The 19,920-nt window shown below is 72.1% G+C and carries 20 protein-coding genes; 14 read left to right on the forward strand and 6 right to left on the reverse strand.

Annotation, left to right across the window (positions count from 1 at the left end):
- Positions 1 to 27: 27 nt before the first annotated feature.
- From M2302_RS11340 to M2302_RS11360, 5 genes are all read left to right on the forward strand, one after another.
- Complete coding sequence (locus M2302_RS11340; protein WP_280837878.1) at positions 28 to 2,535, forward strand: bifunctional FO biosynthesis protein CofGH; 2,508 nt, start codon at positions 28 to 30, stop codon at positions 2,533 to 2,535.
- 126 nt (positions 2,536 to 2,661) lie between these two features.
- Complete coding sequence (locus M2302_RS11345; protein WP_088963882.1) at positions 2,662 to 2,943, forward strand: hypothetical protein; 282 nt, start codon at positions 2,662 to 2,664, stop codon at positions 2,941 to 2,943.
- Between the two features lie 105 nt (positions 2,944 to 3,048).
- A complete protein-coding gene (locus tag M2302_RS11350; protein WP_280837879.1) occupies positions 3,049 to 4,446 on the forward strand; it encodes a DUF4331 domain-containing protein in 1,398 nt (465 codons plus the stop codon).
- Between the two features lie 16 nt (positions 4,447 to 4,462).
- Complete coding sequence (locus tag M2302_RS11355) at positions 4,463 to 4,807, forward strand: phospholipase (protein ID WP_280837880.1); 345 nt, start codon at positions 4,463 to 4,465, stop codon at positions 4,805 to 4,807.
- A gap of 470 nt (positions 4,808 to 5,277) precedes the next feature.
- Positions 5,278 to 5,535: a WhiB family transcriptional regulator gene (locus M2302_RS11360; RefSeq protein ID WP_088980572.1), complete on the forward strand. Its 258-nt coding sequence runs from the start codon at positions 5,278 to 5,280 to the stop codon at positions 5,533 to 5,535.
- 85 nt (positions 5,536 to 5,620) lie between these two features.
- Here M2302_RS11360 and M2302_RS11365 read toward each other — a convergent pair whose 3' ends face one another.
- Positions 5,621 to 6,070, reverse strand: coding sequence for a metallopeptidase family protein (locus tag M2302_RS11365; RefSeq protein WP_088963879.1), 450 nt, complete (start codon positions 6,068 to 6,070; stop codon positions 5,621 to 5,623).
- A 154-nt stretch (positions 6,071 to 6,224) separates the two neighbouring features.
- Here M2302_RS11365 and M2302_RS11370 point away from each other — a divergent pair, with 154 nt between their 5' ends.
- Positions 6,225 to 6,593: a DUF3499 domain-containing protein gene (locus tag M2302_RS11370; protein ID WP_280837881.1), complete on the forward strand. Its 369-nt coding sequence runs from the start codon at positions 6,225 to 6,227 to the stop codon at positions 6,591 to 6,593.
- 133 nt (positions 6,594 to 6,726) lie between these two features.
- Here M2302_RS11370 and M2302_RS11375 read toward each other — a convergent pair whose 3' ends face one another.
- The 4 genes from M2302_RS11375 to M2302_RS11390 form a co-directional block, all read right to left on the reverse strand.
- The gene (locus tag M2302_RS11375) at positions 6,727 to 8,103 is read right to left on the reverse strand and encodes an FAD-dependent oxidoreductase (RefSeq protein ID WP_280837882.1); all 1,377 of its coding nucleotides are present in this window, start codon (positions 8,101 to 8,103) and stop codon (positions 6,727 to 6,729) included.
- On the reverse strand, positions 8,103 to 8,657 hold the full coding sequence (locus M2302_RS11380; RefSeq protein WP_280837954.1) for a pyridoxamine 5'-phosphate oxidase family protein: 555 nt from the start codon (positions 8,655 to 8,657) through the stop codon (positions 8,103 to 8,105). The genes M2302_RS11375 and M2302_RS11380 overlap by 1 nt, the downstream gene beginning before the upstream one ends.
- Before the next feature lie 201 nt (positions 8,658 to 8,858).
- A complete protein-coding gene (locus tag M2302_RS11385; protein WP_280837883.1) occupies positions 8,859 to 10,205 on the reverse strand; it encodes an aspartate aminotransferase family protein in 1,347 nt (448 codons plus the stop codon).
- A 186-nt stretch (positions 10,206 to 10,391) separates the two neighbouring features.
- A complete protein-coding gene (locus M2302_RS11390; RefSeq protein ID WP_280837884.1) occupies positions 10,392 to 10,835 on the reverse strand; it encodes a MarR family winged helix-turn-helix transcriptional regulator in 444 nt (147 codons plus the stop codon).
- 186 nt (positions 10,836 to 11,021) lie between these two features.
- Here M2302_RS11390 and M2302_RS11395 point away from each other — a divergent pair, with 186 nt between their 5' ends.
- Positions 11,022 to 11,198 (forward strand): hypothetical protein, encoded by a 177-nt coding sequence (locus M2302_RS11395; RefSeq protein ID WP_280837885.1) that lies wholly within the window; start codon positions 11,022 to 11,024, stop codon positions 11,196 to 11,198.
- A gap of 244 nt (positions 11,199 to 11,442) precedes the next feature.
- On the opposite strand, the gene M2302_RS11400 is transcribed toward M2302_RS11395, so the two are convergent.
- On the reverse strand, positions 11,443 to 11,955 hold the full coding sequence (locus M2302_RS11400) for an Lrp/AsnC family transcriptional regulator (RefSeq protein ID WP_280837886.1): 513 nt from the start codon (positions 11,953 to 11,955) through the stop codon (positions 11,443 to 11,445).
- Positions 11,956 to 12,164: 209 nt separating this feature from the next.
- Between M2302_RS11400 and M2302_RS11405 the strand changes: the two genes are divergently transcribed.
- From M2302_RS11405 to speB, 7 genes are read left to right on the forward strand one after another with little or no spacing between them, the layout of a single operon-like run.
- Positions 12,165 to 13,349, forward strand: coding sequence for a spermidine/putrescine ABC transporter substrate-binding protein (locus tag M2302_RS11405; RefSeq protein WP_280837887.1), 1,185 nt, complete (start codon positions 12,165 to 12,167; stop codon positions 13,347 to 13,349).
- 5 nt (positions 13,350 to 13,354) lie between these two features.
- Positions 13,355 to 14,506, forward strand: coding sequence for an ABC transporter ATP-binding protein (locus M2302_RS11410; protein WP_280837955.1), 1,152 nt, complete (start codon positions 13,355 to 13,357; stop codon positions 14,504 to 14,506).
- Positions 14,503 to 15,417 (forward strand): ABC transporter permease, encoded by a 915-nt coding sequence (locus M2302_RS11415; RefSeq protein WP_280837888.1) that lies wholly within the window; start codon positions 14,503 to 14,505, stop codon positions 15,415 to 15,417. The genes M2302_RS11410 and M2302_RS11415 overlap by 4 nt, the downstream gene beginning before the upstream one ends.
- The gene (locus M2302_RS11420) at positions 15,418 to 16,260 is read left to right on the forward strand and encodes an ABC transporter permease (protein WP_280837889.1); all 843 of its coding nucleotides are present in this window, start codon (positions 15,418 to 15,420) and stop codon (positions 16,258 to 16,260) included.
- A complete protein-coding gene (locus M2302_RS11425; protein WP_280837890.1) occupies positions 16,257 to 17,678 on the forward strand; it encodes an FAD-dependent oxidoreductase in 1,422 nt (473 codons plus the stop codon). Before M2302_RS11420 ends, M2302_RS11425 begins: the two co-directional genes overlap by 4 nt.
- Complete coding sequence (locus M2302_RS11430; protein ID WP_280837891.1) at positions 17,678 to 18,880, forward strand: saccharopine dehydrogenase C-terminal domain-containing protein; 1,203 nt, start codon at positions 17,678 to 17,680, stop codon at positions 18,878 to 18,880. The genes M2302_RS11425 and M2302_RS11430 overlap by 1 nt, the downstream gene beginning before the upstream one ends.
- Positions 18,877 to 19,890, forward strand: a complete 1,014-nt coding sequence (speB, locus tag M2302_RS11435) for an agmatinase (RefSeq protein WP_280837892.1) — start codon at positions 18,877 to 18,879, stop codon at positions 19,888 to 19,890. The genes M2302_RS11430 and speB overlap by 4 nt, the downstream gene beginning before the upstream one ends.
- Positions 19,891 to 19,920: the final 30 nt, after the last annotated feature.

Raw genomic sequence — 19,920 nt, forward strand, 5'->3', positions numbered from 1 at the left:
GTCCGAGCCAGCGCATAGGCTGAGCGGATGGCTGACCGCACCGATCCCGCCCCGACCGAGGCGAGCGTGCAGCGCGCGCTGCGCCGGGCGGCCACCGGCCGCGCCCTGGACGTCGCGGAGGCGACCGCGCTGCTGGCGGCCCGGGGCGCCGAGCTCGACGAACTGCTCCGCATCGCCGGGGAGATCCGCGACGCCGGGCTGCGCGACGCCGGCCGGCCGGGCGTGGTGACGTACTCGAAGAAGGTCTTCATCCCGCTGACCCGGCTCTGCCGGGACCGCTGCCACTACTGCACCTTCGCCACGGTGCCGCACCGGCTGCCGGCCGCCTTCCTGGAGCAGGACGAGGTGCTGGCGATCGCCCGGCAGGGCGCGGCGCTGGGCTGCAAGGAGGCCCTGTTCACCCTCGGTGACCGGCCGGAGGAGCGCTGGCCGGCGGCCCGCGAGTGGTTGGACGAGCGCGGCTACGACTCCACCCTGGACTACCTGCGGGCCTGCGCGGTGGCGGTGCTGGAGGAGACCGGCCTGCTGCCCCACCTCAACCCGGGCGTGCTGTCCTGGTCGGAGCTGCAACGGCTCAAGCCGGTGGCGCCGAGCATGGGGATGATGCTGGAGACCACCGCGACCCGGCTCTGGTCCGAGCCGGGTGGCCCGCACTTCGGCTCGCCCGACAAGGAACCCGCGGTGCGGCTCCGGGTGCTCGACGACGCCGGCCGGGTCGGGGTGCCGTTCACCACCGGCATCCTGATCGGCATCGGCGAGACCCCGGCCGAGCGGGTCGACGCGATCTTCGCGATCCGCCGGGCGCACCGGGAGTACGGCCACCTCCAGGAGGTGATCGTGCAGAACTTCCGCGCCAAGCCGGACACCGCGATGCGCGGCATGCCCGACGCCGAGCTGCACGACCTGGCCGCCACGGTGGCGGTGGCCCGGCTGCTGCTCGGCCCCAAGGCCCGGATCCAGGCCCCGCCCAACCTGATCGAGGGCGAGTACGACCTGCTGCTGCGCGCCGGCATCGACGACTGGGGCGGGGTGTCGCCGCTGACCCCGGACCACGTCAACCCGGAGCGGCCCTGGCCGCAGCTCGACGAGCTGGCCCGGCACACCGAGAAGTCCGGCTTCACCCTGCGTGAGCGGCTGACCGTCTACCCCGAGTACGTCCGGGCCGGTGACCCCTGGCTCGACCACCGGCTGCTGCCGCACGTCAACGCGCTGGCCGACCCGGAGACGGGGCTCGCCGTCGAGTCCGCCCGGCCGGTGGGTCGGCCGTGGCAGGAGCCCGACGAGACGTACGGCGGGCGGACCGACCTGCACGTCACCATCGACACCGCCGGGCGTACCGGGGACCGGCGGGGCGACTTCGACAGCGTCTACGGCGACTGGTCGGAGGTCGCCGGCAAGGTGACCGCGGGGGCCGCCCCCGGCGGCGACGCCGACGTACGGGCCGGGCTGCGGCTGGCCGCCGACGACCCGGCGGCGCTGCTGGAGCCCCGGCACGCCGAGCTGGCGCTGGCCCTCTTCGGCGCGGACGGTCCGGCGCTGGACGAGCTGTGCCGGCTCGCCGACGACGTCCGGCGCGACGCCGTCGGCGACGACGTCACCTACGTGGTCAACCGCAACATCAACTTCAGCAACGTCTGCTACGTGGGCTGCCGGTTCTGCGCCTTCGCCCAGCGGGAACGGGACGCCGACGCGTTCCGGCTCTCGGTGGAGCAGGTCGCCGACCGGGCCGAGGAGGCCTGGGCGGCCGGGGCCACCGAGGTCTGCCTCCAGGGCGGGATCGACCCGAAGATGCCGGTGACCGGCTACGCCGACCTGGTCCGGGCGATCAAGGCACGGGTGCCGGGGATGCACGTGCACGCCTTCTCCCCGATGGAGATCGTCACCGCCGCCGCCAAGGCCGGCGTGCCGGTGCGGGAGTGGCTGACCCGGCTGCGCGAGGCCGGGCTGGACACCATCCCGGGCACCGCCGCGGAGATCCTCGACGACGACGTGCGCTGGGTGCTCACCAAGGGCAAGCTGCCGGCCGCCGCCTGGGTCGACGTGGTCAGCACGGCCCACGAGCTGGGCATCCGGTCCAGCTCCACGATGATGTACGGCCACGTGGACCACCCCGGGCAGTGGTTGGCGCACTTCCGGGTGCTGGCCGGGGTGCAGGACCGCACCGGCGGGTTCACCGAGTTCGTGGCGCTGCCGTTCGTGCACACCAACGCGCCGATCTACCTCGCCGGCATCGCCCGGCCGGGGCCCACCTGGCGGGAGAACCGGGCGGTGCACGCGATGGCCCGGCTGCTGCTGCACGGCCGGATCGACAACATCCAGTGCTCCTGGGTGAAGCTGGGCGACGCCGGCACGGTGGCCATGCTCCAGGGCGGCTGCAACGACCTGGGCGGCACGCTGATGGAGGAGACGATCTCCCGGATGGCCGGCTCCGGCAACGGTTCGGCGCGTACCGAGGAGCAGTTGCGGGCCATCGCGGCGGCCGCCGGTCGACCGGCGCGCAAGCGGACGACCGCGTACGGTCACCACCCCGCGTAGCGTCGAACCTTTCCCCGGCACCGGCCGTACCACTGGTCGCCGGCGGCGGTTGAGGCGAGGGCCGCCGTCGGCAGCCCCTCGCGAGCCATCGCGGGCGCGTACGCGCCGCCGGAGGAAAGGTTCCCCATGACGAGTGACGAGCGGAAGCGGCCCTGGCCGCGACTGACCCGCCGGCAGACGTTGACCGCCGCGGCGAGCGCCACGCTGGGCGCCGCCGCCCTCACCGTGCCGGGCCTGTCGGCCGCGCAGAACGCCCCGTCGGCCGCCGGCGCGAAGGACGACCCGATCGTGGTCCACCTGCGCGACGCCGCCACCGGGACGATGGACGTCTTCGTCGGCACGTCCCGGATCGAGGTACGCGACCGCGGGCTGGCGGACCGGTTGCGGCGCGCCGCCGGGCGGCGCTGACCCGCGGGCGTACCGCGCGCCCCGCCCTCCCCGCACGGCCCGGCGCGGGCTCTCGGCGCCCGGCCACCCTCATCTCACTCCTGATCCCGCAAAGGTTGGTCCGCCATGTCCTCCCATCGCGAAGCACCGGAGATAAGCAAGGACCCGGTCGCCGACAGCTCCGACCTGTACGCGTTCGTCAGCCCCGACCGGCCCGACTCGGTCACGCTGATCGCCAACTACGTGCCGTTGCAGCTCCCCTCCGGCGGACCGAACTTCTTCGAGTTCGGCGACGACGTGCGGTACGAGATTCACATCGACAACGACGGTGACGGCCGTCCCGACGTGACCTACCGGTTCGAATTCAGCACCGAGATCACGAATCCGAACAGCTTTCTCTACAACACCGGCCCGATCGAGTCGCTGGACAGCGAGAACTGGAATCGGCGCCAGTTCTACAAGCTGACCCGGGTGGCCGACGGCCGGGAGCACGTGCTCGCAAACAAGCTGCCCTGCCCGCCATGCAACGTCGGGCCGCTCTCCACCCCGAACTACGCCCAGCTGGCCCGCCAGGCGACGTACAGCCTCTCCACCGGGGAGCGGGTCTTCGCCGGGCAGCGCGCGGACGGCTTCTTCGTCGACCTCGGCGCCATCTTCGACCTGGGTACGCTGCGGCCGTTCCAGCAGTTGCACGTCGCCGGCAAGAAGCTCTTCAAGGCCGAGGGCGAGCCGGTCAACGCCGTGGACCGGATGAACGTGCACAGCATCGCGGTGCAGGTGCCGCTGAGCAAGGTGCGCCGCAAGGCCAACCGGTACGGCGCCGCCGACCGCGCCTCGGTGATCGGGGTGTGGACGTCGGCCTCGCGGCAGCAGGTGCGGGTGCTTGGTGACCGGGCCGCCGCGGACACCGCCACCGGCCCGTGGACCCAGGTGTCACGGCTGGGCAACCCGTTGTTCAACGAGGTCATCGTGCCGATGTCCAAGAAGGACCTGTGGAACACCCTGCCGCCGTCGGAGGACAAGCGGTTCGCCCGCTTCGTCGAGCAGCCGGAGCTGGCCGCCCTGCTGCCGGCCCTCTATCCGGGCGTCTTCCCCAAACTGGACGCGCTGAACAAGGCCAAGAAGCCCCGGGCGGACCTGGCGGCGATCCTGCTCACCGGCATCCCGGCCGGGCTGATCGACGGCTTCACCAACAACACCGGCGACGTGCAGGCCGACATGCTGCGGCTGAACACCGCGATCAAGCCGACCGCCAAGCCGGACCGGTTCGGCGTGCTCGGCGGCGACCTGGCCGGCTTCCCCAACGGTCGGCGGGTCGGCGACGACGTGGTGAGCATCGCGCTGCGGGCCATCGCCGGGGTCACCGTGCCGCTGGTGGACAAGGCATTCACCCCCGACGCGGCAGCCGGCGCGGTCACCCCGGGGCTGAGCGCCGCCGACGTGACCGCGCCCTTCCTGGCCGGCTTCCCCTTCCTCGGTACGCCGTACGACGGGTTCAACAATCCGCCGGTGGCGAAGTCCTGAGCGGAGGGAGGACGTCATGCACGGGCACGACCACCGGTACGGGCCGACGGAGAGCGGCACCGTCCTGCTCGATCTGGGCGCGGACACCGGCGCGCTGATCGTCCACACCGGCCGTCGGCTGCACGGGCGGGAGATCGAGATCAGCCGGGCCGACCGGCCCGACGGGCCGCGTACCCATTCGGCCGTGCGGGAGCGGGTCGTCCGGGACGGGGTGTTCCACAGCGCCGTGTACCCGGACCTGCCGGCCGGCCTCTATACCGTTTGGTGGGACGAGCGGACGCCCGCCGGCGCGATCTCCGTCACCGGCGGCGCCGTCGCCGAGTTCGTCTGGCCGAGCAGCGCTCCGCCGGGGGTGGGCTGATCACCGCTCCGCGTCCGAACCGTCGCGCCCCGTCCACATCGTGGACGGGGCGCTGTCGGCATTTTCTGCTCGACGGGCGGCCGTGGCCGAACCGCGTTAACCTGTGCCCCACCAAGAACTCGATCTTGATGGCTGGTCCACCGGAGCCTCCGCCGGCGTACCCCGGCGGCGTCCACGATGGGCACGCCACGGCAGAAATCTCGGGCAACTCGCCGGAGAGGGCGTTACTCGGCCGGGGTCTGAATCGATAGGGCAGGTTGCGAGGCGGGCGACCGAAGTGGTCGCTCGAACGGTGTCGGGAGGGCGACTCCATTATCAAGTTCAGCTTGACGGCGCACGCATTACACGCGTGTAATTTGAATGGGGTTGTTCGCACGGAACGCAACAAATGGGGACCGTACGGACAAGCACGCCTTTCGCGTGGGGGGTTGCAGCGGCGATGACGCCGGTGCGCGACAAGGAGGCATCTGATGGACGGCCAGCTTGAGGTGGCCGACCTGCTCGGAAACGCGCCGGAGTGGCAGGAGCGGGCGCTCTGCTCGCAGACCGATCCGGAAGCGTTCTTTCCCGAGAAGGGCGGCTCGACCCGCGAGGCGAAGCGGATCTGCTCGCGGTGCGAGGTCAAGACGGAATGCCTCGAATACGCTCTCGGTCACGACGAGCGGTTCGGGATCTGGGGTGGGCTCTCCGAGCGGGAGCGGCGCAAGCTCAAGCGGCGAGTCGCCTGAGCTGACGTGTGGGGCCGGGGCGGTGGGGGCCGCCCGGCTCACGCCTTGGGTCGGTGCCGCGGGGGCGGCCCGACCGAGAGGGGGGTCAGGCCAGCTCGTCCGGGTCGACCCCGAGCAGGTTCGCCACCTGCTCGATGATCACGTCGTGCACCAGATCGGCCAGGTCCTCGCGGTCCATCGCGCGGAACTCCAGCGGCCGGCGGTAGAGCACGATGCGGGGCGGCACCTCCTGCCGGCCGGGGCGCCCCGGCAGCAGCCGGGCCAGCGGCACCTCGCCGTCCTCGAGCACGTCCGAGTCGTATACGTTCAGGTCCGGCGGGACGTCCTCGACGGCGAACTCGACACCGGCCAGCTCCTTGGCGAAGCGGCGCTCCAGCGTCTCGACGGTGTCCAGCACCAGGTCGTCGAAGACCTCGGCCTTGGTGCGGGCCAGCGGGACGGTCGCCGGCACCAGCCGCCCCCGCAGGCCACGACCGTGGCGGTCGCGGTGGGTGCGCCGGCCGGAGCCGGGGCGGCGGTGTTCCGGGCTCGTCATGAGGCACAGGGTAGCTCCCGGGCCGGCCTGGCCTGCGGCAGCGCCGCACTCCTGGCGCGGCGGGGTCGAGCGGGCGCGAATTGTGATCACCGTGACGGGCGTGTCGCAACGCGAACCGGTGCGCCGGACCCGGTAATGGGGATACCCTGCCGCCGTGAGGTCACCACGGCGCTGCTCCCGTAACGGCTGCCCCCGGCAAGCGGTCGCCACATTGACCTATGTCTACAACGAGTCGACCGCGGTGGTGGGCCCGTTGGCAGCCTTCGCCGAGCCGCACACGTACGACCTCTGTGAGCCGCACGCCCGGAGCCTGACCGCTCCCCGGGGCTGGGACGTGGTCCGGCACGAGGGCGAGTTCGAGCCGCCGCCGCCCACCACCGACGACCTGGTGGCCCTGGCCGAGGCCGTCCGCGAGGCCGCCCGCCCCGTGACCCCCCGCCCTCCCGAGGACGACCAGACCGCTTACCCCTCCCCCCACACCGGCCGCCGAGGCCACCTCCGCGTAATCCCCCCCAACCACTAACCCCCACCCCCCTCCCGCCCGGCCCCCGGCGGCGCCCGCCTGCCCACGATGATCAAGAAGTTTGCGTCAGGATCAGGACCTTGGATGACGCAAACCTCTTGATCACCGAGCCGGGACGCGGGCCGGGGGAGGGTCAGTGGCCGAGGAGGCGGGAGAAGGCGGCGGCGCGGCGGGAGGGGCGGCCCTTGCGGGCCTCGGCGGCGTCCGCTGAGAACATCAGCTTGAGGCTGGCGTTGACCGCCAGCCAGCGTAGGGGCTCCGGTTCCCACTTCGGGGAGCGGTGGTTGACCCAGGGGAGCGTCGTCAGGTCGCTGTCCACGCCGCGGATCAGGTCGGCGAGGGTACGGCCGGCCAGGTTGCTGGTGCCGACCCCGTCGCCGACGTAGCCGCCGGCCCAGCCGAGACCCGTCGCGCGGTCCAGCCCCACCGAGGCGGACCAGTCCCGGGCCACCCCGAGCGGGCCGCCCCAGGTGTGGGTGACCGGCACCTCGGGGCCGAGCACGGGGAAGAGTTCGCCCAGCACCCGGCGCAGCGCGCGGAAGACCGCCGGCTCCCGGTCGTACGCGGGGGAGACCCGGGAGCCGAAGTGGTAGGGCGCGCCCCGCCCGCCGAAGGCCAACCGGTCGTCGGCGGTGCGCTGGCCGTAGATGATGACGTGCCGGTGGTCGGAGAACGTCTCCCGCTCGGCCAGCCCGATCCGGTCCCAGGTCTGCGCGGGCAGCGGCTCGGTGGCCACCATCAGCGAGTAGACCGGGGCGATGGCGCGCCGCTGCCCGGGCAGCCCCGGCGTGTACCCCTCGGTGGCCCGGACCACCACCGGCGCCCGGACCGTGCCGTACGGGGTGACCGCGGCGCCGGCCCGGATCGCGGTGACCGGGGTGCGTTCGTGCAGGCGTACCCCGTGGCGCTCGACCGCCCGGGCCAGCCCACGGACCAGCTTCGCCGGGTGCACCACCGCGCAGTGCGGGGTGTACGTCGCCCCGAGCACCCCCTCGGCCGCGCACCGGGCGGACGCCTCGGGGGCGTCGAGCAGCACCAGGTCGTCGGGGTCGAGACCGTGCTCGCGGGCCGTGGCCACCTCGGCCCGGGCCCGGCCGAGCTGGGCCTGCGACCGGGCCAGCACCACCGTCCCGCCCCGGTGCCAGTCGCAGTCGATGCCCTCGGCGGCGACCACCCGGCCGACCTCGCGCACGGTCTGCTGCATGGCCCGCTGCATGGCCAGCGCCCGGTCCCGGCCGTGCCGGCGGGCCAGCGCGGGCAGCGAGGTGGGGAAGAGCGCGGAGCACCAGCCGCCGTTGCGCCCCGAGGCGCCGTACCCGGCGATCTCGGCCTCCAGCACGGTGATCCGCAGCGACGGGTCGGCGGTCGCGAGGTGGTACGCCGTCCACAGCCCGGTGTAGCCGGCGCCGACGATCACCACGTCGGCGTCGGCGTCGCCGGGCAGCGACGGGCGCGGGTCCAGCGGCTCGTCCACCGTGGACAGCCAGTGGGACAGCTCCTGGTAGCGCATCACCACTCCGGTGGGGGCAGGTCGTGGCGCAGCCGTGGGTCGGGCTGTGGGGTGCCGAGCGTCTCCAGCACCGGCACCACCCCGGCCCAGACCGGCCGGTCGAGGTCGTCGTCGGGGTCGTCGGGCGGGCCGGCGCTGACCTTCACCGAGCACTCGTCCAGCCGCAGGGCGAGCACCAGCGTGGCGGCCAGCTCCTTCGCCGACGGCGACCGGATCGCCGCCCAGCGGCCGGGCAGCAGCTGCTCGGAGATGCGTTCCAGGGCGGCCAGCCGGTCGTCGCCGTCGACCACGCTCAGCTCGCCGAGCACCATCGCGCACCGGTAGTTCATCGAGGAGGCGAAGGCGCTGCGGGCCAGCACGAGACCGTCGAGCAGGGTCACCGTCAGGCAGGCCGGCGCGCCCGCCGCGAGGTGCCGGAACAGCCGGCTGCCGGTCGAGCCGTGCAGCAGCACCCGCTCGCCGTCGCGGGCGTAGGCCACCGGCAGCGCGTACGGCTGACGCCCGTCGGCGATGGCCAGGTGACCGACCCGGCCGGCGTCGAGGACGGCGTGCAGGGTGGCCCGGGTCGTGGACCGCGAGCTCGGGCAGCCGGCGTACCCGGGTGCGGTCGGTGCCGCCGACGGCCGCGCTGCTCCCGGTCCCGCCGCTGGCCGGTGCGGCCGCCTGGGTGCTCGCGGTGTCGGCGGTGGCCGGTGCGGTGCGGGGCCGGCTCCCGGTGTCCCGGGAACCGGCCCCGCCCAGCCCGGGCCCGCCGCTCAGAGGCGGTTCCATGCCTCGGTCAGCACGGCGCGCAGGATCTGCTCGATCTCGTCGAACTGCTGTTGATCGGCGATCAGCGGCGGGGCGAGCTGCACCACGGGATCGCCCCGGTCGTCGGCGCGGCAGTAGAGCCCGGCCTGGAAGAGCGCGGTGGAGAGGTAGCCCCGCAGCAGCCGCTCGGACTCTGCCTCGTCGAAGGTCTCCCGGGTCGCCTTGTCCTTGACCAGCTCGATGCCGTAGAAGTAGCCGTCGCCCCGGACGTCGCCGACGATGGGCAGGTCGTTGAGCTTCTCCAGGGTGGACCGGAAGGCGCCCTCGTTGGCCCGGACGTGCCCGATGAGGTCCTCGCGGGCGAAGACCTCCAGGTTGGCCAGGGCCACCGCGCAGGAGACCGGGTGGCCGCCGAAGGTCACCCCGTGGGCGAACATGCCGGTCTCGGTGAGGAACGGCTCCATCAGCCGCTCGCTGGCGATCATCGCGCCGAGCGGGGCGTACCCGGAGGTGATGCCCTTGGCGGTGGTGATGATGTCGGGCTGGTAGCCGTACCGGACGGCGCCGAAGTACTCGCCGAGCCGGCCCCACGAGCAGATCACCTCGTCGGAGACGAGCAGCACGTCGTACGCGTCGCAGATCTCCCGGACCCGCTCGAAGTAGCCGGGCGGCGGCGGGAAGCAGCCGCCGGAGTTCTGCACCGGCTCCAGGAAGACCGCGGCGACGGTGTCCGGCCCCTCGCGCTCGATGGCGCGGCGGATCTCCTCGGCGGCCCAGCGGCCGAACGCCTCGGGCGAGTCGCCGTGCTCCGGGGCGCGGTAGAAGTTGGTGTTCGGCACCTTGATGCCGCCGGGCACCAGCGGCTCGAAGTCACTCTTGATGCCGGGCAGGCCGGTGATCGACAGCGCGCCCATCGAGGTGCCGTGGTAGGCGATGTACCGGCTGACCACCTTGTGCTTGTTCGGCTGGCCGGTGCGCTTGAAGTACGCCCGGGCCAGCTTCCACGCCGCCTCGACGGCCTCGGAGCCGCCGGTGGTGAAGAAGACCCGGTTCAGGTCGCCCGGGGTGAGCGAGGCGATCTTCTCCGCCAGCTCGACGGCCTTCGGGTGGGCGTACGACCAGAGCGGGAAGTAGGCCAGCTCGCCGGCCTGCTTGGCGGCCGCCTCGGCCAGCTCGGTACGCCCGTGGCCGGCGTTGACGACGAAGAGCCCGGCGAGTCCGTCCAGGTACCGGCGGCCCTGGGAGTCCCAGACGTACGCGCCCTCGCCGCGGACGATGGTCGGCACCTCGCCGGCGGAGTAGCTGGCCATCCGGGTGAAGTGCATCCAGAGGTGGTCGGTGGCGTTGGCCATGTCAGCCCCATCGGGTCTCGGGCCGGTCAGGGGGTGACACCGGCCGCTCTGCCCACGGTTATCGCACAGCCGTCCCGGTAAAGGCAAGTGCTATCAGTGGCGTAGATGCGCTACAGCGACGGATTCAGCGCCCGTATGGCGAACGCGCAATGGATTCCGCACGAAGGGCGACCTGCCCGGCGAGGCTCACTCGGCCCAGGGCTGGAAGCCGGTGTCGAGGACGGCCCGGAGCGACGCGCGCAGTCGGGCCGCCTCGTCGACGCCGAATGTGTCCTCGAAGCGGGCTTGCGCGGCTCGCCAGAGCGGTAGGGCCGCGTCGACGCGGGCGAGGCCGTCCGGCGTGATCGAGACGACCCGTGCCCGGCGGTCGGCGGTCGATGGCTCGACGGTGACCAGGCCCTCCCGCACGAGCGGCTTGAGGTTGGTGGCCATCGTCGTCCGGTCCATGAAGATCTGCTCGGCGAGGCTGGTGATCGTCAGCTCGCCCTGAGCGTGGAGCGTCCGCAGGATGGAGAGCTGCGTCGCACGCAGACCGACCGGGCCGAGGGCCTTGTCGTAGGTCGCGGTGAGATACCGGGCCGCTTTGCGTAATGCGAGACAGTTGCAGGGATCGTCGAGGTCTGTCTGCATAGCGACCAATTTCTCCTCCCGGCTTCCCTTTCCCGGTAGGCGCGGCTGCGCCTTGCTGCGCGGCCGGTCACCGACGGGGCGCCGTCCTGGCGGCTCGGCAAATGCGAGCATATGCTCGTATCTGTCACCCTTCCACTCCGGGTGCTCCCGAGGAGAGTCTCACCAAGCCGCCGAGGAGGCGATGCGATGCGACCCGCGCAGGCCGGCCCCGACCGCGCAGCAGCGGTACGCAAGGCCCGGTTCGGCAAGCTCCCGGAGCGAATCCGCCCCGAGGACATGGTCGAGGAGCAGGCGACCACGGTGCCGGACCCGGCGAGAGGCAGCTACAACTCCGACGAATGGCTCATTCGGCACGCCGTCTGAGCTCGTCACCTACCGCACGGAGGATTCTGATGCGCCTTTCCAAGCCGTTCCTGACCGTGTCGGTGGCGGTGCTCTCCCTGGCCGTCGCCGTGGGCTGCTTCGCCCAGGTCTTCTGACCGCGGGTGGTCTCACTCGGGTCTTCGGGACCCTGGGTGGTTTCGCGCGGGTTGGCTGACCGCGCCACGGGCGATCGGGGCGTGGCGCGGCCACCGGCCGGCCACGCCACCGTGCCCACCGTTGGGGGTCAGGCGGTACCCCAGCTGTAGGTCTGCTTGCGCAGCTTGAGGTAGACGAACGCCTCGGTCGCCAGCACCCCGGGGACGGCGCGCAGCTTCTGCAGGATCTCCAGCAGGTGGGCGTCGTTGCGGCAGACCACCTCGGCCAGCAGGTCGAACGAGCCGGCGGTGATCACCACGTAGTCGATCTCCTCGAACTCGGCGAGCCGGTCGGCCACCGCCTCCAGGTCGCCGTCGGTACGCAGGCCGATCATGGCCTGGCGGGGGAACCCGAGCTGGAGCGGGTCGGTGACGGCGACGATCTGCATCACCCCGGCGTCGAGCAGCCGCTGCACCCGCTGCCGCACCGCCGCCTCGGAGAGCCCGACGGCCTTGCCGATGGTCGCGTACGGCCGGCGGCCGTCCTCCTGGAGTTGCTCGATGATCTGCTTCGCCACGTCGTCGAGCAGGGCGTGGCTGGCGCCGTCACGGACCGCCACCCGCCGCCCGCCGTTGCCGTTCTCCTGCTGCCGGTTCGTCATCGACCACTCCCCATGTCCGTTCCCCCGGGTGAGCCTAGTGCCATCGGGCAGTGTGGCGTATTTCGTCGTCCATTGCTATTCCCGCAACGGAATCCCTTGTGGGGTCGGTCACCTCATGTCAGGATCAGTCGTCCCAGGCACCTGACCCCTCCCGCCGGCGCGTCACCCCCGTCCCCGCCGCCGACGGACGACCCCCTAGGAGTCGTCACATGCGAACTCCCCTGAAGCCCTTCACCCGGCGTGGACTACTCACCGGCACCCTCTCCTCGGCCGCCCTGCTCGCCGCGGGCGGCGCGCTCGCCGGCTGCGGCACCAAGGCCGCGACCCAGACCGAGGAGGGCTGCAAGAGCGAGGACCTCTCCGCGACGGAGAAGAAGCTGGCCTTCGCCAACTGGCCGCAGTACATGGACGTGGACGAGAAGGACGAGTCGAAGCGGCCCAGCCTCGACGCGTTCGTCCAGAGGGCCGGCATCCAGGTCACCTACACCGAGGACATCAACGACAACAACGAGTTCTTCGGCAAGGTGCAGAACCAGCTGGCCAGCTGCCAGAGCACCGACCGGGACATCATCGTCCTCACCGACTGGATGGCCGCCCGGATGATCCGGCTCGGCTGGATCCAGAAGCTCGACCCGGCGAAGATCCCGAACGTGGCGGCCAACCTGCTGCCGTCGCTGATCAACCGGTCCTTCGACCCGGACAACCGGATCGCCATCCCGTGGCAGTCCGGCCTGGCCGGCCTGGCCTACAACGGCAACGTCACCAAGGAGCTCCGCACCGTCGACGAGCTGCTGACCCGCCCCGATCTGAAGGGCAAGGTGACCGCGCTGTCCGAGATGCGCGACACCATGGGTCTGCTGCTGCAGTCCAACGGGCACGACCCGGCCAACTTCACTGGGGCCCAGTTCGACGACGCGCTCAACAAGCTCAAGAAGGCCGTCGACTCCGGGCAGATCCGCAAGTTCACCGGCAACGACTACGCCCCGGACCTCGCCAAGGGCGACATCGCCGCCTGCATCGGCTGGTCCGGTGACGTCATCCAGCTCACCGGCGAGGACGAGAAGATCAAGTTCGTCTCGCCCGAGTCGGGCGTGATGCTGTTCAGCGACAACATGATGGTGCCGAACAAGGCCACCCACAAGGCGAACGCCGAAGCGCTGATCAACTACTACTACGAGCCGGCCGTCGCGGCGCAGCTCGCCGCGTACGTCAACTACATCTGCCCGGTCAAGGGCGCGCAGGCCGAGATGGAGAAGATCGACCCGGAGCTGGCGGCCAACCCGCTGATCTTCCCGGACGAGGCACTGCTGTCGAAGTCCAAGGTCTTCATGGCCTTGGACGAGAAGCAGGAGAAGGAGTACGAAACGAAGTTCCAGCAGGTCATCGGGGCGTGAAGACGATGGGACACGAGTCACCGGCCGGCGACCTGAGGCTGGCCAACCTCACCAAGCGGTTCGGCGTCTTCACCGCGGTGGACGACCTCAGCCTGACCATCCCGCAGGGCTCGTTCTTCGCCCTGCTCGGGGCGTCCGGCTGCGGCAAGACCACCACCCTGCGGATGATCGCCGGACTGGAGGAACCGACCAGCGGGCAGGTCCTGCTCGGCGACCGGGACATCGCCCGGTTGCGGCCGTACAAGCGGCCGGTGAACACCGTGTTCCAGAGCTACGCGCTCTTCCCGCACCTGAACATCTTCGAGAACGTGGCGTTCGGGCTGCGCCGGCGCGGCATCCGCTCGGTCGACGACGAGGTCATGCGGATGCTGTCGCTGGTGCAGCTCGACGACTACGGCAACCGGCGCCCCGCGCAGCTCTCCGGCGGGCAGCAGCAGCGGGTCGCCCTGGCCCGCGCGCTGATCAACCGCCCGCAGGTGCTGCTGCTCGACGAGCCGCTGGGCGCACTCGACCTGAAGCTGCGGCGGCAGATGCAGATCGAGCTGAAGCGGATCCAGACCGAGGTCGGGATCACCTTCGTGCACGTCACCCACGACCAGGAGGAGGCCATGACCATGGCCGACACGGTCGCGGTGATGAACGCCGGCCGGATCGAGCAGCTCGGCGCACCGGCCGACATCTACGAGTTCCCGGCCACCGCGTTCGTGGCGAACTTCCTCGGCCAGTCCAACCTGCTGGCCGCCGAGGCCGCGGGCACCGCCGGCACCGCGGTGCCGGTCACCGCCCACGGCTCCCGCTTCTCGGTGCCCGCCGATCGCGCCCGCGCCGACCGGGGCGCGGTCTACCTGGGGGTACGCCCGGAGAAGCTGCACCTGGTCGGCTCCGCCGACCAGGTGCCCGACGGGCACCAGCACCTCGAGGGTGTGGTCACCGACGCCTCCTACGTGGGGGTCAGCACCCAGTACCTCGTCCGCACCGGCTGGGGGAGCGAGATCTCCGCGTTCGCGGCGAACAGCGGCGCCGGCGGCCAGCTGCCGGTCGGCACCCGGGTGGTGGCGCACTGGCACCCCCGGCACGCCTTCCTGCTGCCCCGCGAGCCCGGCCAGGACGACAGCACCACCCCACTGCTCGACGAGCCGGTGGGTGCGGCCTCATGACCGCGCTGGCCCACGTTCCGACCCCGTCGGGGCCGGCGGCCGCCGCGCCGCCACCGCCCCGGCGGGGCCGGCACCGGCTGCTGCCGTACCTGCTGCTGCTGCCCGGCGCGGCCTGGCTGTTCGTCTTCTTCGGCCTGCCGCTGCTGCAACTGGCCGCGGCCAGCCTCTACGACCCCAGCGGCTCGCTCTCCACCGGGTACGCGCTGACCTGGGCGTTCGGCAACTACCCGGACGCATTGCAGGCGTACTGGCCGCAGTTCGCCCGCTCCTTCGGCTACGCCGGGATCGCGCTGGTGCTGGCCCTGCTGATGGGCTACCCGCTGGCGTACGCGATCGCGCAGAAGGCCGGCCGGTGGAAGAACCTGCTGCTGGTCTGCGTGGTCGCCCCGATGTTCACCAGTTTCCTGGTGCGCACCCTGGCCTGGAAGACCATCCTGTCGGACAACGGCGCGCTGGTGGGCCTGCTGCGCGACCTGCACCTGCTCGCGCCCGACGGCCGGCTGCTCGCCACCCCGGTCGCGGTGATCCTCGGCCTGACCTACAACTTCCTGCCGTTCCTGGTGCTGCCGCTGTACGCCAGCCTGGAGCGGCTGGACCACCGGCTGCTGGAGGCGGCGAGCGACCTGTACGCCAGCCCGGTGCAGGCGTTCCGCCGGGTCACCCTGCCGCTGTCGATGCCCGGCCTGATCGCCGGCACGCTGCTCTTCTTCATCCCGGCCACCGGTGACTACATCAACGCGGAACTGCTCGGCACCCCGAACGAATACATGATCGGCAACGTCATCGACTCGGCGTTCCTGGTCCGGCTGGACTACCCGCAGGGCGCGGCGCTGTCGTTCCTGCTGATGGCGGCGATCCTCGCGGTGGTCTTCGTCTACCTGCGCCGCGCCGGCACGGACGAGGTGGTGTAAATGAGGCTGTCCCGTTGGCTGGCCGACCGCTGGGTGATGGGCGTGGCCCTGCTGGTGCTCGGCTACCTCTCCCTGCCGATCCTGGTGGTGGCCGGCCTCTCCTTCAACCGCCCGTCCAGCCGGCTGTCGTACGACTTCCACGAGTTCACCCTGGACAACTGGCGGCAGCCCTGCGCCACCTCCGAGATGTGCGATGCGGTGATCCGCAGCGTGCAGATCGGCTTCATCGCCACCGTCGTCGCCACCGTGATCGGCACCCTGATGGCGTTCGCCCTGGTCCGGCACCGGTTCCGCGGCCGGACCGGGATCAACCTGCTGATCTTCCTGCCGATGGCCACCCCGGAGCTGGTGATGGGCACCTCGCTGCTCGCCCTCTTCGTCTCCGCCGGCGTGCCGCAGGGCTTCTGGACCATCGTCATCGCGCACGTCATGTTCTGCGTGTCGTTCGTGGTGGTGACGGTCAAGGCGCGGCTGGCCGGGATGGACCGGCGGCTGGAGGAGGCCGCGATGGACCTCTACGCCAGCGAGTGGCAGACGTTCCGGCGGATCACCCTGCCGCTGGTGCTGCCCGGCATCGTGGCCGCCGCGCTGCTCGCCTTCTCGCTCAGCTTCGACGACTTCATCATCACGAACTTCAACGCCGGCACCACGGTCACCTTCCCGATGTACGTCTGGGGCGCCGCCCAGCGCGGCATCCCGCCGCAGGTCAACGTGATCGGCACGGCGATGTTCGTGATCGCGCTGCTGCTGGTCGGGGCCAGCTCGCTGCGCGGACGAAAGGCCAGGCGCAGCCACCTCGCGGCCGCCCCGGCGGCCGGCCGGCGGGCGAAGAGCCCGTCATGATCCTCCCGCATACCGGCCGGGCGCTCGCCGAGGCGGCGTCCGTGCCCTACTGGCTCGACCGCCCGGAACGACCCGACCCGCTGCCGCCGCTGGACGGTACGCACACCGCCGACCTGCTGGTCGTCGGCGGCGGCTACAGCGGCCTGTGGGCGGCACTGCTCGCCAAGCGCGACGACCCTGCCCGGGACGTGCTGCTGGTCGAGGCGGGCACCTGCGGCTGGGCGGCGTCCGGGCGCAACGGCGGGTTCTGCGCCGCTTCGCTGACCCACGGGTTGGCCAACGGCGTGGACCGCTTCCCCGGCGAGATCGACGAGCTGGAGCGGCTCGGCCGGGAGAACCTGGCCGCGATCGCGGCGACCGTCGAGGCGTACGGGATCGACTGCGAGTTCGAGCGCACCGGCGAGCTGGCGGTGGCGGTCGAGCCGTACCAGCTCGCCGGGCTGGCCGAGGACGCCGAACTGGCCCGCCGGTACGGCCACGACGTGCGGCTGCTCGACCGCGACGAGGTGCGGGCCGAGGTGGACTCGCCGACGTACCTCGGTGGGCTGTGGGACCGCGACCGGGTGGCCGTGCTGGACCCGGCGAAGCTGGCCTGGGGCCTGCGCCGCGCCTGCCTCGACGAGGGGGTGCGGATCCACGAGCACACCCGGGTGACCGGGCTGCGCCGCGACGGCGCGGCGCTGCGGGCGGCGATCGCCGGCGGGCCGGGCGCGGCGCCGGGGGCGGTGCGGGCCCGGCAGGTGGTGCTCGCCACCAACGCCTTCCCGCCACTGCTGCGCCGGCTGCGCGCCTGGCTGGTGCCGGTCTACGACTACGCCCTGATGACCGAGCCACTGACCACCGCGCAGCGGGACGCGATCGGCTGGCGCAACCGGCAGGGGCTGGCGGACACCGGCAACCAGTTCCACTACTACCGGATCACCGGCGATCAGCGGATCCTCTTCGGCGGCTACGACGCGGTCTACCACTACGGCAACCGGGTCGCCCCGGAGCTGGAGCAGCGGCCGGCCACCTTCACCGCCCTCGCCGACCACTTCTTCACCACGTTCCCGCAGCTGGAGGGCTTGCGCTTCAGCCACCGCTGGGGCGGGGTGATCGACACCTGCACCCGGTTCTGCCCGTTCTTCGGCACCGCCTACGACGGCCGGCTGGCGTACGCGGCCGGCTACACCGGGCTCGGCGTCGGCGCCACCCGGTTCGGCGCGCGGGTGATGCTCGACCTGCTGAGCGGCGAGGAAACCCCGCTGACCCGGCTCGACCTGGTCCGCAGCACGCCGCTGCCGTTCCCGCCGGAGCCCGTCCGGGCCGCCGGCATCAACCTCACCCGCTGGTCGCTCGCCCGCGCCGACGCGCGCGAGGGTCGGCGCAACGTCTGGCTCCGTACTCTCGATCGTCTTGGTTTGGGGTTTGATTCCTGATGCGCATCCTGCTCGTCGGCGCCGGTGGCGTCGGCTCCGCCGCTGTCGCCATCGCCGCCCGCCGTTCCTTCTTCGAGACCATGGTCGTCGCCGACTACGACCTCGGCCGCGCCGAGCGTGCCGTGGCCGGGCACGGTGACCGGTTCGTCGCCGCCAAGGTGGACGCCTCCGCCGCCGACGCGGTCGCCGCGCTCTGCCGGGAGCACCGGATCACCCACGTGCTCAACGCGGTCGACCCGCGCTTCGTCATGCCGATCTTCGACGGCGCCTTCGCCGCCGGGGCCGACTACCTCGACATGGCCATGTCGCTGTCCCACCCGCACCCGTCCCGCCCCTATGCCGAGACCGGGGTGAAGCTCGGCGACGACCAGTTCGCCGTCGCCGACCGGTGGGCGGCGGCCGGCCGGCTGGCGCTCTGCGGCATCGGCATCGAGCCGGGCCTGTCGGACGTCTTCGCCCGGTACGCCGCCGACGAGCTGTTCGACGAGATCGACGAGATCGGCGTCCGCGACGGCGCGAACCTCACCGTCGACGGCTACGACTTCGCGCCGTCGTTCTCCATCTGGACCACCATCGAGGAGTGCCTGAACCCGCCGGTGATCTGGGAGGCCGGCCGGGGCTGGTACACCACCGAGCCGTTCAGCGAGCCGGAGGTCTTCGACTTCCCGGAGGGGATCGGCCCGGTCGAGTGCGTCAACGTCGAGCACGAGGAGGTGCTGCTCATCCCGCGCTGGGTGAAGGCGAAGCGGGTCACCTTCAAGTACGGCCTGGGCGACGAGTTCATCGAGGTGCTGAAGGCCCTGCACAAGGTCGGCCTCGACTCGACCGCTCCGGTCTCCGTCCGGGGTGTCGAGGTGTCGCCCCGGGACGTGGTGGCCGCCAGCCTGCCCGACCCGGCCACCCTGGGCGACCGGATGCGCGGCAAGACCTGCGCCGGCACCTGGGTCACCGGCACCGGCAAGGACGGGCGGCCGCGTGAGGTCTACCTCTACCACGTGGTCGACAACGAGTGGTCCATGCGGGAGTACGGCCACCAGGCCGTCGTCTGGCAGACCGCGGTGAACCCGGTGGTGGCCCTGGAACTGCTCGCCACCGGCGCGTGGTCGGGGACCGGGGTGATCGGCCCCGAGGCGCTGCCGCCCCGCCCCTTCCTCGACCTGCTCACCGGGTACGGCTCGCCGTGGGGGATCCAGGAGCGATGAACCGCTACGGCCCGATGTACGGCCCCGACGTCACCTTCCTCGGGGTGGACCGCTGCACCCTGGACGACCCCGCGTCGTACGCCGACGCCGACGTCGTCATCGTCGGTGCGCCCTTCGACGGCGGCACCTCGCACCGGCCCGGCACCCGCTTCGGCCCGTCCGCCATCCGGCAGGCCTGCTACCTGCCGCACGACGGCTCCCGCCCGTCCCTGGCGATGCGCGTCGACGGGCTGCGCGACCTGCGCGTCTACGACGCCGGCGACGTGGAGATGTTCGCCGGCGACATCGAGCGGTCGCTGGCGTCGCTGGAGGCCGCCGTGTACGCCGTCGCCGCCGCCGGGGCGATCCCGATCGTCCTCGGCGGTGACCACTCCATCGCCCTGCCCGACGCCACCGGGGTCGCCCGGCAGCACGGGCTCGGCCGGGTGTCGCTGGTGCACTTCGACGCGCACGCAGACACCGGACACATCGAGTTCGGCTCGCTGCACGGGCACGGCCAGCCGATGCGCCGGCTCATCGAGTCCGGCGCGGTACGCGGCGACCGGTTCCTCCAGATCGGCCTGCGCGGCTACTGGCCCGACCCGCCCACCCTGGCGTGGATGGCCGCCCAGCGGATGCGCTCCTACGAGATGACCGAGCTGGTGTCGCGCGGCCTCGACACCTGCCTGTCGGAGGCCTTCACGATCGCGACCGACGAGTGCGAGGGGGTGTTCCTCTCCGTCGACGTGGACGTGGTCGACCCGGGCATGGCACCGGGCACCGGCACCCCCGAGCCGGGCGGCCTCACCTCGCGGCAACTGCTCGACGCCGTCCGCCGGGTCTGCTACGAACTGCCCGTGGTCGGGGTGGACGTGGTCGAGGTCGCCCCGCCGTACGACCACGCCGACATCACCGCGTACCTGGGCAACCGGGTGGTCCTGGAGGCGTTGTCGGCCATCGCCCGACGCCGCCGGGACGCGGCCGGCGGACCGCCCTGGGATCCGCGACAGCCGCTGCTGGACGACCGCTGACCGGCGCCCACCCCACCCCCCCGCCCCCGC

This window comes from Micromonospora sp. A200 (assembly GCF_029893845.1).
GTDB lineage: Bacteria > Actinomycetota > Actinomycetes > Mycobacteriales > Micromonosporaceae > Micromonospora > Micromonospora purpureochromogenes.